Below are 13,564 nucleotides of genomic sequence, written 5' to 3' on the forward strand. Positions count from 1 at the left end.
TGGGCTGCGATCAGACGCAGCTCTCTTTGCATTCCAAGGCCGGGAGGAATAGGCTTGCGAGGTAATCCGTTTAAGACGATGCGAATTGAGTTTGTCTTTTTCTTTGGTTTTGCACTTATCGTTACCGTTCTGGTCGCTATCGTGGTCTCTTTCAGTTACTATAACGGCTCGAAAGAAATAGCAGATAATACCTCTTATTATCAGCAGAAGGTGCTCGTTGAGATTCATAAGAAGCTGACTACCAATCTCAAGGATATTGAACAAAGCTCTAATACAGCAGCTCTTAATTTCAGTGATTTGTACGAGGAGATGGCTGACGGCAATAAATATGATCAGGTACGGGGGCAAGCGAATATTAGAGCACAACTAAACAACTATGTGTATGGCATGCCTATTCTTCATTCCATCCATGTGTACTCGAATCTTACCCCTTCCTATAATGTTCAGGAGTATGTTCAGTTTCTTTCGATGGATGGTATGGAGAAGGAAGCCTGGTATAAGGATCTTAAGCTTTCCGATGAAGCCTGGTTAGGTGAGCGGATTATTAAAACGAATAGCGGTGATATGCCGGTTATCAGCTTTGCCCGCAAGGTGTACAACCGGTTTAACCGGGCATTTGCCGTTATGGTATTTAATGTGAAAGTGCCCGATTTTCAATCTCTCATTACAACGGAGGACAGCAGGTCAAATCTTGCTCTGCTTGATGCAACGGGCAAGCTGATCACGCATATTGGCAAAGCAGACTTTTTTAACACTCATCAAGCCGAGATCGAGGGCCTTCTCGAGGAACATAACTCCGGTGCGAAGCGTACAGGCGATGAATTTCTGGTGTGGACCTCGTCGAAGGATTCCAATTGGTCTCTGCTTGAGGTCACATCATGGAGGCAGATTACAGCGGGCAGTCTGAAACAGACCAGAACGATACTGGCACTGGGTATTGCGACCATTATTGTGATTCTAATCCTTGCCGTATTTCTGTCTCGCCAATTTATCAAGCCAATCGGCTTGCTGCTGAAGACGATGAGTAGCTTCTCATTGAATAAGAAAAGTCCGTTGCCCACCGATTATAAGAATGAATTCGGCACGTTATTCCAGGGGTATGAGAAATTAATGCAACGTATCGAACAGCTGTATGAAACGCTGGAAGAGAAGCATGAGCAGCAGCGTGCGGCGGAGATCAAAGCACTGCAAATGATGATTAACCCTCATTTTCTATATAATTCGCTTGATCAGGTGAACTGGATGGCGATTGAAGCGGACCAGCCGCAGATCAGCAGTATGCTATCGCATTTGGGCCAATTTTTCCGATTATCATTAACAAATACGAATAGTCTGGTTCCTTTAACAGAGGAACTGACTCATATTGAAAGCTATCTGCAATTCCAGAAGATTCGCTGGGAAGATCGGCTCTCGTACACGCTGGATGTTCCGGAGGAGGCGGGCAAGCTGTTTGTACCTAAGGTGATCTTGCAGCCTTTTGTCGAGAATGCTTTCGTTCACGGTTTCCATGGCAAACAGCAGGCATCCCTTATTATCTCTGTCAGCGTCAGCTTTGACGAACTCCTTATTGTGTTACGGGATGACGGACGGAAACTGCGTGAAGACTGGCAGGAGAAGCGGAGTGCAAAAGGCGGCTACGGGCTTCGTAATGTACGGGAGAGGATAGAAGCTCTGTTTGGTAATAAATATGGTTTTACGCTTGGTAACTCTCCAGAAGGCGGAACCGAGGCGACCATTCGTCTTCCAAAGCTGGAGAGTTTAAAGCAGAAAGGGGAACAACAGGATGTGGAAAATAGTCATTATTGATGATGACTTTCAGGTTGTGAGAGGTCTGCGGAAGGCGATCCCTTGGGAAGAGCTTGATGCAGAGTTTGCGGGTGAAGCGATTGACGGGGAAGCAGGGCTTAAGCTGATTGAAGAAGTGAATCCGGATATCGTGCTCACGGATATTTATATGCCAGAGATGAACGGAATTCAGATGATTGAGGCGTTGAAAAATAAAGCGTTCACGGGCAGGTTCGTTATTCTGAGCGGCTATAATGATTTTGAATATGCACGTACGGCTCTCCGACTTGGCGTGGATGATTATTTAACGAAACCGGTCACGGTGGATCAAATCCGTCAGGTGCTGGCCGAGACCATTCAGAAGCTGGAGGAAATGTATCTACAGCGACTGGAGCAGACCGTTGTGCCAAGCGATCCGGCGGTGAATTGGCGGCAGGAGGAATGGACGGCCTCAATTCTGAACGGCTTGAGCCAGCCAGAGGAATTGCCCGCAGCATTATCCGAGTGGCGGAATAAGCAGTTTACCGTAATGGTTATCGAAGTCTTGTGGACGGAACGAACCCGTAACATATCGATTGCGGACTGGAATCTGTTCCGGTTCGCTGTTGCTAATATTAGTGAAGAGGTACTTGGAGGAGAAGGACAGACGGCAAGCTTCGTATGGCTCTTTGGTAACTATGCGGCTGTTCTTCTACGTTCGGAGCAAGGCGCGGAAGCGCAGCAGACAGCAGCTTTGGCAGAACGGCTGGGTGGGCTGATCGTTGATAATTTGAAGGGTTATATTGGTCTAGATGCACGGTTTGGCCTTGGCAGGACGAAGAAATCCTGGAATGAGGTTAAAGCCTCCTGTGATGAAGCTCTGCAAGGGCTGCTTGAGGATCCGAGTAAAGAGCAGGAAGAGGAGAGTTCACGAACTGAGCTATCTTATAACACCATCCATGAGAAGCATCGGAAGGCCGTTCAATTCATGATTGAATATGTCCATGTCCATTATGCTGAGGATATTACACTTGAGCAATTGGCATCCCAGCTCTATATCTCGAAGAACTACCTGAATCAATTGTTCAAAAAAGTAACAGGCGAGACTTTCACCAACTACGTTATACGGGTGAGAATTGAGAAAGCCAAGGTGCTTTTGCTCGAAGGGAAACATCTGATCTATGAGGTGTCGGAGATGGTGGGATACCAGAATGTTCCTTATTTCACGACCCTATTCAAAAAGTATTGTGGTATAACGCCAAGTGAACTTATGAAGCAGTAATTTTGTAATGAATACTGAAAGTTTTGTGTTCATTACTCTTCTATACGGTCAATTTGACGGGTGGTAAGATTCATTTATAACCGCTAGCCCGTCTAGCGCAGGGGGGTATATATAGTGAAGAAGTCTACTAAAAAAGGGATTCTTGCAACCGCTTTAACTCTGATGATGGTGACGTCTGCAGCTTGTGGCAACAATGGGGGAAACAACTCGACTAACACGCCAGCTGATAGTACGGCACCAAGCGATACCGCTGCCAGCAATAACGGTGGAGCAGCAAGCAATGATGAAAAGGTAACTTTGACGATTGCATGGTGGGGCTCACAGCCGCGTCATGATGCAACACTCAAAGCACTTGATCAAGCGCTTCATCCAAACGTAACGTTCCAAACCCAATTCTCCGGCTGGGATGGCTATTTCGATAAGCTTGCTGTGCAATACTCGGCTAAAAACGCACCAGACATCATCCAGATGGATGCTGCTTATGTCAACGATTATGCTGGCAGGGGGCTGCTCGCCGACCTGAAGGATTTGGATGTCGCAAATATGGATTCGGCAACCGTTGACGGCGGTAAAGTAAACGGCACGTTATATGCCATGCCGCTTGGCGTTGCGGCGCTTGGTATGGTATACGACAAAACGGTTGTAGAAAAGCTTGACCTTACAGCACCGACATTCGGCTGGAGTTGGGATGATCTCTTCGCATTTGGTGAGGCAGCTAAAGCGAAGCTTGGCAAAGACAAATATGTGATGGTTGATCAAAGCGCTGACTTGGTTGATTACACTTCGTACCAATACAGCCAAGGCAAAGGCTATATCTTTGATGCGGAAGGCAACTTCGCGATTGATAAAGCAACATGGATCAATTATATGACCAAAATGGGTGAACTTCGTCAGAAAGGGATTCTGACACCTGCCGACATTACAACAACGGATAAAGAGCTTGATCCGCAGCTAGACAGCGTAATTAACGGCACTGCTGTGCTGCGTCATACTTTCTCGAACCAAGTAAGTGCTATGGAGGCTTTGAAGCCTGGTGCTTTTGGTTTTGCCTCGATGCCAAAGGGAACGGAAGCTGGCGGCTGGCTGAAGCCTAGCATGTTCTGGAGCGTAAACGCACAATCCAAGCATCAGGCAGAAGCGATTGAGTTCGTGGATTGGTTCATTAACAATGAAGAAGCAGGCAAGACGCTTGGTCTGCAGCGTGGTACGCCGGTCAGCTCTAAAGTTGTTGCTGCTATTGAGCCGAGCTTCAGCGATGCCGATAAAGTATCCCTTGATTTCCTGAGCAAAGTGACTCCTGATGCACAACCGTTTATTAATGACCCTAAAGGCTGGGGCACGTTCAAGAACGACTACAAAACGGTTGTAGAAAAGCTGCAATTCGACCAATCGACTCCAGAAGAAGCATATGAAGAACTCATGAAAGTCGCTGCGAAATACGCAGAAGAAGCGAAAAAATAAGTATGGAGTGTAGTGAGGATTGGCCGGTTTTCTGGGCCGGTCCTCTTGCTTTTGTAGGAACCTTTTAGACGGGGAGTGGAAAGATGAGAGAGGGATTAAGCGGGTTAATCATTAATGCGGCAACGGGATATGACATTCGTACAGAGTGGAGTACGCCTATTAAGCATGTCTGGAGCATGGTTGTGCGTGATCATGAGGCTGTCTTCGGAGAGATTCCAAGGCTTGGTGGCAACGCAGGTATCGTAATTCGTTATGCTAAAGAGGGAGATTTATGTCCGGATTGGGCGGAAGGCTTTTGTTTTCAATTTGTAGATGGGGAAGCAGGGCCTATGCTGCACATTATCGGCAGGGATGAATTAGGCGTTATTTATGGCCTTCTTCATTATAGCCATACGGTGCTGGGTGTCGATCCGTTCTGGTTCTGGGCGGAGCTTGCTCCTGCAAAGCGTGATTCAATTTTAGTGCCCGCTATCCCATATGTAAGCGTGGAATCGAAGGTTCGCTATCGAGGCTGGTTCGTGAACGACGAGGTATGCCTAATTGGCTGGAAGGAGCAATACCCTCCATCAGAGGAAGTATGGATGCCGGTATTCGAAGCTTTACTTCGCTGCGGAGGCAATATGGTCATTCCGGGCACTGACCTTCCTAAGACTGGCATTCATGCGAAGCTTGCTGCAGAGATGGGGCTTTGGATTACACATCATCATGCGGAGCCGCTTGGTGCGGAGATGTTCCTGAGGGCTTTCCCAGGTAAGCAGGCCAGCTACAAGGAGCATCCGGAATTATTCGAGCAGTTATGGCGTGAAGCGATCGAACATCAGAAGAAAGATAAGATTGTTTGGGTGCTGTCGTTCCGGGGACAAGGTGATAAGCCATTTTGGGAAAACGACCCGGCATTCGATACACCTGAGAAACGTGGGAGGCTGATCTCCTCCGTTGTACAGAAGCAGTATGACATGATCGCTGAACAAGTGGATCAGCCTGTCTGCTCTATGGCAATGTACGGGGAGATCGCTGAGCTGTACAAGCAGGGTCATATTCAAGTGCCAGATGGTGTTATTAAAATGTGGGCAGATAATGGCTACGGCAAAATGGTATCAAGAAGACATGGCAATCTGAATCTGCGTGTACCCGCGCTGCCGGAGATTGGAGATGAAGGGAAGAACGGTGTGTATTATCATGTGACGTTCCATGATCTGCAGGCATCCAATCATTTGACGCAGTTTCCAGCATCTGCTCAGCTTATCGTTGATGAGCTTAGTAACGCATTTGCCGTAGGGGCGAGCGGGTATTTGCTTGTTAATGCAGGGAACATTTTGCCGCATCTGTATACACTTGATTTATGTGCGCAGTTATGGCGAGATGGAAAAGCTGATGCTGATACGCAACTACGTTCGTTTGTGGAGCGGTTCTACTCTTCAGAGCAAGAGAGTATCATTCGGCTGTATCAGGATTATGCGGAGAATACGATCCACTACGGACCAAATGACGATGACCGTGCGGGAGATGAGTTCTATCATCATCCTGCTCGTATGATTGTGGGACATTGGCTGCAGGGAAGAACGGATACGAATACCCGTCTTATCTGGGCGTCAGGTGATGTTTCCTTTATTGAACAAGTAAAGTGGTTCAGACAGAAAGCGGAGCAGGCGATCCCTGGATGGGAGCAACTGTTGAAGCAAGGCATAGCGGTGGCGGACCGATTAACGGAAGTTGAGCGGAATAGGCTTGCTGTTCAACTGCTCGTGCAAATTGAACTGCATCTGAGTGGATGCAAAGGACTTGCTTCTATCTGTGCGGCTTATGAGAGCTGCCATGTAGAGCAATATCCTCAGGCATTCATACATGCTTCTCATGCCATATGGAATTACACGGCTGGACAAGAGGCATTAGACCGCGCAGCAACTGGACAATGGGACAACTTTTACCGTGCAGATTGGTTGACCAACATAGCTAATACCGTTAACCATTGTGAGACAGCTCGTAAATTCCTGCGTCTGCAAGGAGACAGCCCAGATATGTTCCTCTGGTACAAGGAATATCTGATGCCAGAGACTGAGAAGCATATCTACTTGGAAAATACACATCGCAATCCGCTGCAAGATGATGAGCTCGCTAAGAGATTGGATGAGAGGTTTAACTCAGCTGGACACTAGTTGGCTTATAGCAGAAATAGCCTCTGTCTTACGCCGTACAGCCAAGAGTTAAGGCCCCTAAAGGATCTTAACCTCATCAAATAAGCCAGCATCATGCAACTTAAGGCCCTTTGGGGACCTTAAGCTCTGCAAAATACACAACAAACGGCGAGATTTTAGCGCTCATTTTGTATTTAAGGTGCCTAAAGGACCTTAACCTCTCCATATAGGCCAGCATCATAGAGCTTAAGGTCCTTTAGGGACCTTAAGTTCTTTTTTTACTCGTGAGAAATGGTTCCAGCCCGGATTCCTTGGTATAGTTAATAGATATATAGCGCACGAAATGAGGTTAATTCAATCATGTCTATCAAAACAAACGCCTGCCGGAAACTGGACTCCATGCGTATTTCCTATACCTTACATGAGTACGAGTGGGATGAGGATCAGCTCGACGTCGATACCGTTGCTGCCAAGGTGGGCTTACCGCCAAATCATTTATATAAAACTTTAGTTCTAAGAGGAGATAAGACGGGAGTAATTGCTGCCTGCATCCCGGGGGATAAGGAACTGAACCTGAAAAGTCTCGCGAAAGTAAGCGGCAATAAGAAGGTAGAGATGGTCGCGGTTAAAGAGATCGAGGCTCTTACCGGATACATCCGTGGTGGAGTATCACCTCTTGGAATGAAGAAGAAGTACCCGTTCTACTTGCACGAATCCGTGCTTTCGATGGAATTGGTCAGTATCAGCGCAGGTAGGCGCGGACTGCAAATCTTCCTCAGTGGAAACGATCTGGCAAAGGCTTCAGAAGGAAGATTAGTTGATATTGTAGATTAAAAAGATTGAACGATCCTCGAAACGGCAAGCCTGATGATATTAACTTGTCAGTTGAAGGATCGGTGACCCGATTGAAGATTATTGGAAGAATAGGTGTATCCATTCTGTTGTCCTTATTGCTGGCATGGGCTGTGCTTTTTCTCAGCTACTTCGGTAATGTTCTATGGAAACAATTTAAGGGGGAACGGAATGTCAGCCATTTTTTGAAAGCTGTTCAGCAGCAGCATTACGATGAGGCGGTCAGTCGGTTCGGTGAGCCGCTTAATAAAGAAAGTCTAAAGCAGCTTCAGCCGTTCCGACTAGTGAAGTATGGCCGTATTAATGCTGATTTTGATGATGGCTGTGTATGCAGCGGTCACGCTGAACTCACGTTTCAAGCAAAGGGTGCGCCGATTACAGTGCCTGCTCTATTTACGTTAAGAGAAGGCAATAAACCGGGCCAAATCTGTGCCCTAATGACTAAGGAACAGCGAGCATCCATGCCACAGTTAGCACAATGGAATATTGTGGTTTGCGGGAGCGATTCTTTTTAGAATTCTCCCTTATTCCGCCGCATATAGATGCTTCTTTCTCTGAATCCAAGCGACTTCCAGAATGCATAGCCCGTCTCATTCCCATGCATCACATCGATATCGATATCCTCTGTATCTAGCCGCTCAAGCAGCATCTCGAAAGCCAACTTGCCATATCTATTCCTTCTTTGTTCACGACAGATGAAGAACTGTCTTACATACAAAGGCTTCCTAGTATGATCTACTAACGCATAGCCGATCATTTCGTCTTCCCTCTTAAACAGGTAGGCGTTATAATCTGTACGAATAAACTGCCGCATTCTCACTTTCAGTTGTTCGATATTCATTGTATTATCGTGACGCTCATCCTCAATAAGCTGCTTATTCAGCTCAGCCAGAAGCTCCAAATCTTCTTCTGTACATACTCGCAACGTTAACATAAGAATCACCTCAATGAACCATTCGTGAAACAGAGTGATAACCCTGCAAAAACTTTTTTGAAATTCTTTTCATAACGATGTCGATCTTCTCTTTGTTCGTTCGTTGTTATAGTAAGAAGCGCAAAAACAATCGTTAGGGGAGATACAAAATGAAAACTGTAATTTCAAAGGACGGCACTAAGATTGCTTATGATAAAACCGGGCATGGTCCAGCGCTCATACTGGTAGCGGGGGCATTCAGCTATAGGAAGTTTCCGGGTCAGGTTGAGCTTGCTCAAGCTTTGTCTAAGCAATACACCGTCTACAACTATGACCGCCGTGGCCGCGGCGACAGCGGCGATGCCTCGTCTTATGCGATTGAACGTGAGATCGAGGACCTGAATGCCATCATTCAGGAAGCAGGTGGTTCCGCCTATGTCTGGGGATTATCCTCCGGTGCGGTGCTTGCACTGCAGGCGGCAGCGAGTGGATCCAGCATTACGAAGCTCGCGCTGCATGAGCCGCCGTTTATTGTTCAAGCATCGGATCCCAAACCGCCGAGTGATTTTACCGAATATGTCGCGAAGTTAATTGCTGCTGATCGGCGCGCCGAAGCCATCAAATATTTTATGACCAAGGGTATGGGGGCACCTTCCTTCGTTATTCCGTTAATGAGAATTATGCCGGGAGTGTGGTCGAGGCTGATGGCTGTTGCACATACGTTGCCTTATGATGCGGCCCTGCTCAAAGGTTATGTAGGAGGTCAATCGCTGCCTCGGGAAAAATGGAAGGCCGTGACGATGCCAACGCTTGTGCTGGAAGGCACAGAGAGTCCAGCAACGCTGCGCCATGCTGCGCAGGAAACGGCTGAAGTATTGCCGAATGCACAGCTTATCAGCAAGAAGGGTCTTGGCCATACGAAGAAGCTGCACACCACGATGGTGTCGCAGGAGCTCATGTCATTTTTCGCAGTCTAAATCATATAAAACAGGAGGTTATGGATATGAGATTTATGATGATTGTAAAAGCAACAACGGATTCGGAAGCGGGCGTTCTGCCAAGTCAGGAGCTAATCGATGCGATGCAAAAATATAACGAAGAGCTGGTGAAAGCAGGTGTCCTGCTGGCCGCCGATGGATTGATGTCGAGCGCAAGTGGTATTCGGATATCGTATCCGGAGCCTGGAGGGAAGCCGAAGGTGGTGGATGGTCCATTCACCGAAGCGAAAGAAATGATAGCGGGGTATACGCTCATTGAAGTGAAATCAAGAGAAGAAGCGATTGAGTGGGCGCTTCGTATGCCGGACCCACATGGCTTCGGACAAGGTGAGATTGAACTTCGCCAAGTATTCGAGTTTGAGGAACTTATGGAAGACCCCGTATCACGAGCTAAGGAAGAAGCTCTTCGCAAGCAGGTAGATGAGCTTAAAAAGGCGTGAGCGCCTCCCAAACCCATCGCACCATTGATACGATCTGGCGTATGGAGTCGGCGAAGCTGATTGCCGGATTAGTGCGGATGGTGAGAGATGTGGGGCTTGCAGAGGATTTTGCTCAGGATGCCTTGGTTATTGCACTTGATCGTTGGCCGGAGTCTGGCATCCCTGATAATCCGGGGGCTTGGCTCATGACCACGGCGAAGCGCCGGGCTATTGATTTGCTGCGGCGTAACAAGCTTCGTGATCAGAAATATGTCGAAATAGCCCGGGAAATAGATTTATATACAGAAGACGATATCGATCGTGCCTTGGATGGAGAGATCGAGGATGATCTCCTCCGCTTGATTTTTATGACCTGCCACCCCGTGTTATCACAGGATGCCAGAGTTGCTCTAACCCTTCGCTTGTTATGCGGGCTGACGACCGATGAGATTGCTCGCTCTTTTCTAACGGCGGAATCAACAGTTGCCCAGCGGATTGTCCGGGCGAAAAGGACGTTAAATGCAGAGAAAGTCCCCTTTGAGGTACCGGTGGGCAAAGAGCTTGCGGAACGGTTATCCGCTGTGCTTGAGGTCATCTATCTCATGTTTAACGAAGGGTATTCCGCAACCTCCGGACAGAATTGGACACGCCCGCTACTCTGCCAGGAAGCGCTTAGACTAGGGCGTATCCTTGCCGCCATTGCACCAAGCGAACCGGAGGTTCATGGACTAGTTGCCTTAATGGAAATCCAATCTTCACGACTCCGAACACGGATTAATGCAAAAGGGGAACCTGTACTTCTCATGGATCAGAACCGGGCGCAGTGGGATCAATTACTTATCCGCCGTGGGCTTACTGCCTTGGAACATGCGCGGAAGCTGGGACGAACGCTTGGTCCGTATGCGATTCAGGCTTCCATCACGGCTTGCCATGCGGTGGCTCGTACCCCGTCGGATACGGAATGGATTCGAATTGCTGCCCTATATGAAGCGCTGCTCAGAATAACGCCTTCACCTATTGTGGAGTTAAACCGTGCTGTAGCCATCGCCATGGCATTTGGTCCTGCCTATGGACTGCAGCTTGTCGATGAGTTGTACGGGGAGCCTTCGCTGCAAGGCTATCATCTGCTTCCAAGCGTTCGTGGTGATCTATTGGAGAAGCTGGGACGTTTGGAAGAAGCCCGTACCGAGTTTGAACGTGCTGCTGCCATGACTCGTAATGAGCAGGAGCGAACGTTATTGCAGAAGCGCGCAGCAGCATGCTTGCAGGAAGGAGGATAGCCATTATGCGATATATGCTCATGGTGAAGGCAAATGGATATACCGAGGCAAGAGTGAAACCAAGCGAGGAACATAACGCCGCCATGCTTGCGTATCAGCACTCTCTGGCTGAGGCAGGTGTATTGCTTGCCGCCGAGGAGCTTCGGCCAAGCTCAGCAGGGATACGAATTACGTATGCAAAGGGCAGCGAAAAGCCGGAGGTTTTGGCGGGACCTTTTCCAATCGATCCGGCGCTTGTTGCGGAGTTTACGTTGATTAATGTCGACACGGAAGAAGAGGCACTCGACTGGGCGATGCGTATGCCGATTCCAGCAGAACGTGGTGCTTCCTATGCGATTGAACTACGAAGGCTGGAGGATAAGAAGGAGAATTCGCGTGATCCAAAGCTGTTCACGCTGGAGGCTGAATTAAAAGATTATCTTCGATTGTAGTTTCAAGGCTTATGAGCTTACAGTTGACGGGCAATTATGATAGCATAGAGCTTGGCAATTACTCTAATTTAGGGAGTGTTACAGGTAATGATTAATCAACTCGGGCAAGTGATGTTGTACGTGAATGACCAGGAGAAGGCAAAGGAATTCTGGACGGAGAAAGTTGGCTTTAAAGTTGTCGCTGAGGAAGAAGCGATGGGCCAGAAATGGATTGAGCTTGCTCCCGAAGGCGCACAAACATCGATCATTCTCCATGATAAAGAAGTAGTTGCCAAAATGTCGATGGGAGTAAACCTCGGCACGCCTTCGCTCATGTTCTTCTCTGACAAGCTGGATGAACTGTATAGCGAATTTAAGAATAAGAACGTTAAAGTCGGAGAGCTGGTAGAACTGCCTTTCGGACGAGTATTTAACTTTGCTGATGAGGAAGACAACTACTTCGCCGTGATGGAGAGAAAATAAATCAATGACAGGTCCTGATGATCATGTAGATCATCAGGGCTTTTTTATTTTGGAATAAGCAAGCAACTTCTGATCCCTATATCACGTTTTAGGTGTAGGTGAATAGGGGAGGAATGACTGATGAAAATAGGCATGATTACTATACTGTTCATTGTTATATTGCTATCTGCCTGCGGTAACGGCAATGATACGAAAGGCGCCAACGATACTAATGGTGTAAGCATTGCTCAAGGCACTGAAGATAAGCTAAAGCAATCAAACGACACGGTCACAAGCAGAGATGCAAGCTGGCCTTTTAATAAAATGATCAAATTTCAAGACAGAATTTATGTTGGATCGGATGAAAAAGTAGAGTCGGTAGACGGCAAGATCGGTTCGATCAAGCAGCTTCTAACGGAAGAGGTCTATCACGAGGATGATGAAACGTCCAACTACTATAAAGAGGGGACGGGGCTCTATCAAATAACAGGCGCTCCTGTCGAATCCGCCATTGCGGTCGAGGCGGCGCCAGGTCAATATGTGAGAGCAGTACCTGTCCAGGACATGCTTGGAGGAGGAGAATAAGAAAAATAAGAGAGGGACAGCCAATGGCTGTCTTTTTTCGTTTTTGGAATAATAAACGAAACATCCCCATCGAAAGGAATGAGTAGAATTAAGATTCGGTTTGTTATACTGCTGACTTTGCTATTTCTAGCAGTTACTCCCCACTCCGTTCATGGAGATCCAGCCAAGTATGATCCAGAAGACGGATTTCACCAATACATAAATTGGTCCAATTACGCGAGGAAAGAAGCGGAGAGCAGATACCCGGAGGCCTCTGCTGTTAATTTTCTCTATGTGGGTTGTAAGGCGAAGCCCTATACGGGCAAATATTATGTGTATAAGTTCTGGATGCACAGCAGTGAACGCGAATTTGGAGTATACGTCACCCTGGATGTTGATCATCGGAATAAAAAGGCTCGAGTAGTTAAGGTGGAGGAAACCGATGTCTTCATCTCGTCTTATGGTAAATGGGGGAAATTTGCCTCACAAGCAACTCATAAGCAGTTTCCAGAGTGGAATGTAAAAAGCTATAGTCCATTTGGCTGTACGTTTATGAAGGAGAATGTTGCAGAGCAGAAATTTAGGCTATGGCTGACCAATGAAGATAAGAATATGATCATGCAGATTATAATTCATTACAACATCGATTCGGAGCAGGTAACCGGTGTGAAGTATAAGTTGATTCGCAGCTTCTAGAGAAGGGCTAAGAGAGAATGAATTATCTGAACCAAATGGAATAAGACCCTGGCAGGGTCTTATTCCATTTATCTAGGCTACTTTTGTAATGAATAAGACCCTCGTAGGGTCTTATCTACTTGTAACTAGACAGATTCCGCACGATATTCCGCCATTTCTCTCTGATAAGACCCTGCCAGGGTCTTATTTCGTTTATCCAACCTTCTTTCGTAAGCGATAAGACCCTCGTAAGGTCTTATTGCCTTGCAACTAGTCAGATTCCGCACGATATTCCGCCATTTCCCTCCGATAAGACCCTGTCAGGGGCTTATTTCCATATACCTGCTAA

14 protein-coding genes are annotated in these 13,564 nt (G+C 47.3%); 13 read left to right on the forward strand and 1 reads right to left on the reverse strand.

The genetic code is table 11. The annotated features are described in order from the left end of the window. Window positions 1-54 precede the first annotated feature (54 nt). From FHS17_RS13995 to FHS17_RS14020, 6 genes are all read left to right on the forward strand, one after another. The gene (locus FHS17_RS13995) at window positions 55-1,806 is read left to right on the forward strand and encodes a sensor histidine kinase (RefSeq protein WP_167279036.1); all 1,752 of its coding nucleotides are present in this window, start codon (window positions 55-57) and stop codon (window positions 1,804-1,806) included. Further along, window positions 1,784-3,046: a response regulator transcription factor gene (locus FHS17_RS14000; protein ID WP_167279037.1), complete on the forward strand. Its 1,263-nt coding sequence runs from the start codon at window positions 1,784-1,786 to the stop codon at window positions 3,044-3,046. Before FHS17_RS13995 ends, FHS17_RS14000 begins: the two co-directional genes overlap by 23 nt. 114 nt (window positions 3,047-3,160) lie before the next feature. Next, window positions 3,161-4,507 (forward strand): extracellular solute-binding protein, encoded by a 1,347-nt coding sequence (locus FHS17_RS14005; RefSeq protein WP_167279038.1) that lies wholly within the window; start codon window positions 3,161-3,163, stop codon window positions 4,505-4,507. Between the two features lie 83 nt (window positions 4,508-4,590). Then, a complete protein-coding gene (locus tag FHS17_RS14010) occupies window positions 4,591-6,663 on the forward strand; it encodes a glycosyl hydrolase 115 family protein (RefSeq protein WP_167279039.1) in 2,073 nt (690 codons plus the stop codon). A gap of 339 nt (window positions 6,664-7,002) precedes the next feature. Beyond that, complete coding sequence (gene ybaK, locus FHS17_RS14015; RefSeq protein WP_167279040.1) at window positions 7,003-7,476, forward strand: Cys-tRNA(Pro) deacylase; 474 nt, start codon at window positions 7,003-7,005, stop codon at window positions 7,474-7,476. 5 nt (window positions 7,477-7,481) lie between these two features. Then, complete coding sequence (locus tag FHS17_RS14020; RefSeq protein WP_167279041.1) at window positions 7,482-8,009, forward strand: hypothetical protein; 528 nt, start codon at window positions 7,482-7,484, stop codon at window positions 8,007-8,009. On the opposite strand, the gene FHS17_RS14025 is transcribed toward FHS17_RS14020, so the two are convergent. Beyond that, a complete protein-coding gene (locus tag FHS17_RS14025; protein ID WP_167279042.1) occupies window positions 8,006-8,428 on the reverse strand; it encodes a GNAT family N-acetyltransferase in 423 nt (140 codons plus the stop codon). The genes FHS17_RS14020 and FHS17_RS14025 overlap by 4 nt on opposite strands. 149 nt (window positions 8,429-8,577) lie before the next feature. Between FHS17_RS14025 and FHS17_RS14030 the strand changes: the two genes are divergently transcribed. From FHS17_RS14030 to FHS17_RS14060, 7 genes are all read left to right on the forward strand, one after another. Further along, on the forward strand, window positions 8,578-9,384 hold the full coding sequence (locus FHS17_RS14030) for an alpha/beta fold hydrolase (RefSeq protein WP_167279043.1): 807 nt from the start codon (window positions 8,578-8,580) through the stop codon (window positions 9,382-9,384). 26 nt (window positions 9,385-9,410) lie between these two features. Continuing rightward, complete coding sequence (locus FHS17_RS14035; RefSeq protein ID WP_167279044.1) at window positions 9,411-9,845, forward strand: YciI family protein; 435 nt, start codon at window positions 9,411-9,413, stop codon at window positions 9,843-9,845. Beyond that, on the forward strand, window positions 9,842-11,104 hold the full coding sequence (locus tag FHS17_RS14040; protein WP_167279045.1) for a sigma-70 family RNA polymerase sigma factor: 1,263 nt from the start codon (window positions 9,842-9,844) through the stop codon (window positions 11,102-11,104). Before FHS17_RS14035 ends, FHS17_RS14040 begins: the two co-directional genes overlap by 4 nt. A gap of 5 nt (window positions 11,105-11,109) precedes the next feature. Next, entirely contained in the window at window positions 11,110-11,535 is a 426-nt protein-coding gene (locus tag FHS17_RS14045) for a YciI family protein (protein ID WP_167279046.1), read from the forward strand. Between the two features lie 87 nt (window positions 11,536-11,622). Beyond that, on the forward strand, window positions 11,623-11,997 hold the full coding sequence (locus FHS17_RS14050) for a VOC family protein (RefSeq protein WP_167279047.1): 375 nt from the start codon (window positions 11,623-11,625) through the stop codon (window positions 11,995-11,997). 120 nt (window positions 11,998-12,117) lie between these two features. After that, window positions 12,118-12,561, forward strand: coding sequence for a hypothetical protein (locus FHS17_RS14055; protein WP_167279048.1), 444 nt, complete (start codon window positions 12,118-12,120; stop codon window positions 12,559-12,561). 78 nt (window positions 12,562-12,639) lie between these two features. Next, window positions 12,640-13,236, forward strand: coding sequence for a DUF3889 domain-containing protein (locus tag FHS17_RS14060; RefSeq protein ID WP_167279049.1), 597 nt, complete (start codon window positions 12,640-12,642; stop codon window positions 13,234-13,236). The last annotated feature ends 328 nt before the right edge of the window (window positions 13,237-13,564 follow it).

Origin of the sequence: Paenibacillus lupini (assembly GCF_011761355.1) — a bacterium.
Lineage (GTDB): Bacteria > Bacillota > Bacilli > Paenibacillales > Paenibacillaceae > Pristimantibacillus > Pristimantibacillus lupini.

Excerpts from the sequence above, each read along its gene's own strand:
- FHS17_RS14000 (WP_167279037.1), top strand. The coding sequence starts at position 1,784 with ATGTGGAAAATAGTCATTATTGATGATGACTTTCAGGTTGTGAGAGGT.
- FHS17_RS14010 (WP_167279039.1), top strand. The coding sequence starts at position 4,591 with ATGAGAGAGGGATTAAGCGGGTTAATCATTAATGCGGCAACGGGATAT.
- ybaK (WP_167279040.1), top strand. The coding sequence starts at position 7,003 with ATGTCTATCAAAACAAACGCCTGCCGGAAACTGGACTCCATGCGTATT.
- FHS17_RS14025 (WP_167279042.1), bottom strand. The coding sequence starts at position 8,428 with ATGTTAACGTTGCGAGTATGTACAGAAGAAGATTTGGAGCTTCTGGCT.
- FHS17_RS14030 (WP_167279043.1), top strand. The coding sequence starts at position 8,578 with ATGAAAACTGTAATTTCAAAGGACGGCACTAAGATTGCTTATGATAAA.
- FHS17_RS14035 (WP_167279044.1), top strand. The coding sequence starts at position 9,411 with ATGAGATTTATGATGATTGTAAAAGCAACAACGGATTCGGAAGCGGGC.
- FHS17_RS14045 (WP_167279046.1), top strand. The coding sequence starts at position 11,110 with ATGCGATATATGCTCATGGTGAAGGCAAATGGATATACCGAGGCAAGA.
- FHS17_RS14050 (WP_167279047.1), top strand. The coding sequence starts at position 11,623 with ATGATTAATCAACTCGGGCAAGTGATGTTGTACGTGAATGACCAGGAG.
- FHS17_RS14055 (WP_167279048.1), top strand. The coding sequence starts at position 12,118 with ATGAAAATAGGCATGATTACTATACTGTTCATTGTTATATTGCTATCT.
- FHS17_RS14060 (WP_167279049.1), top strand. The coding sequence starts at position 12,640 with ATGAGTAGAATTAAGATTCGGTTTGTTATACTGCTGACTTTGCTATTT.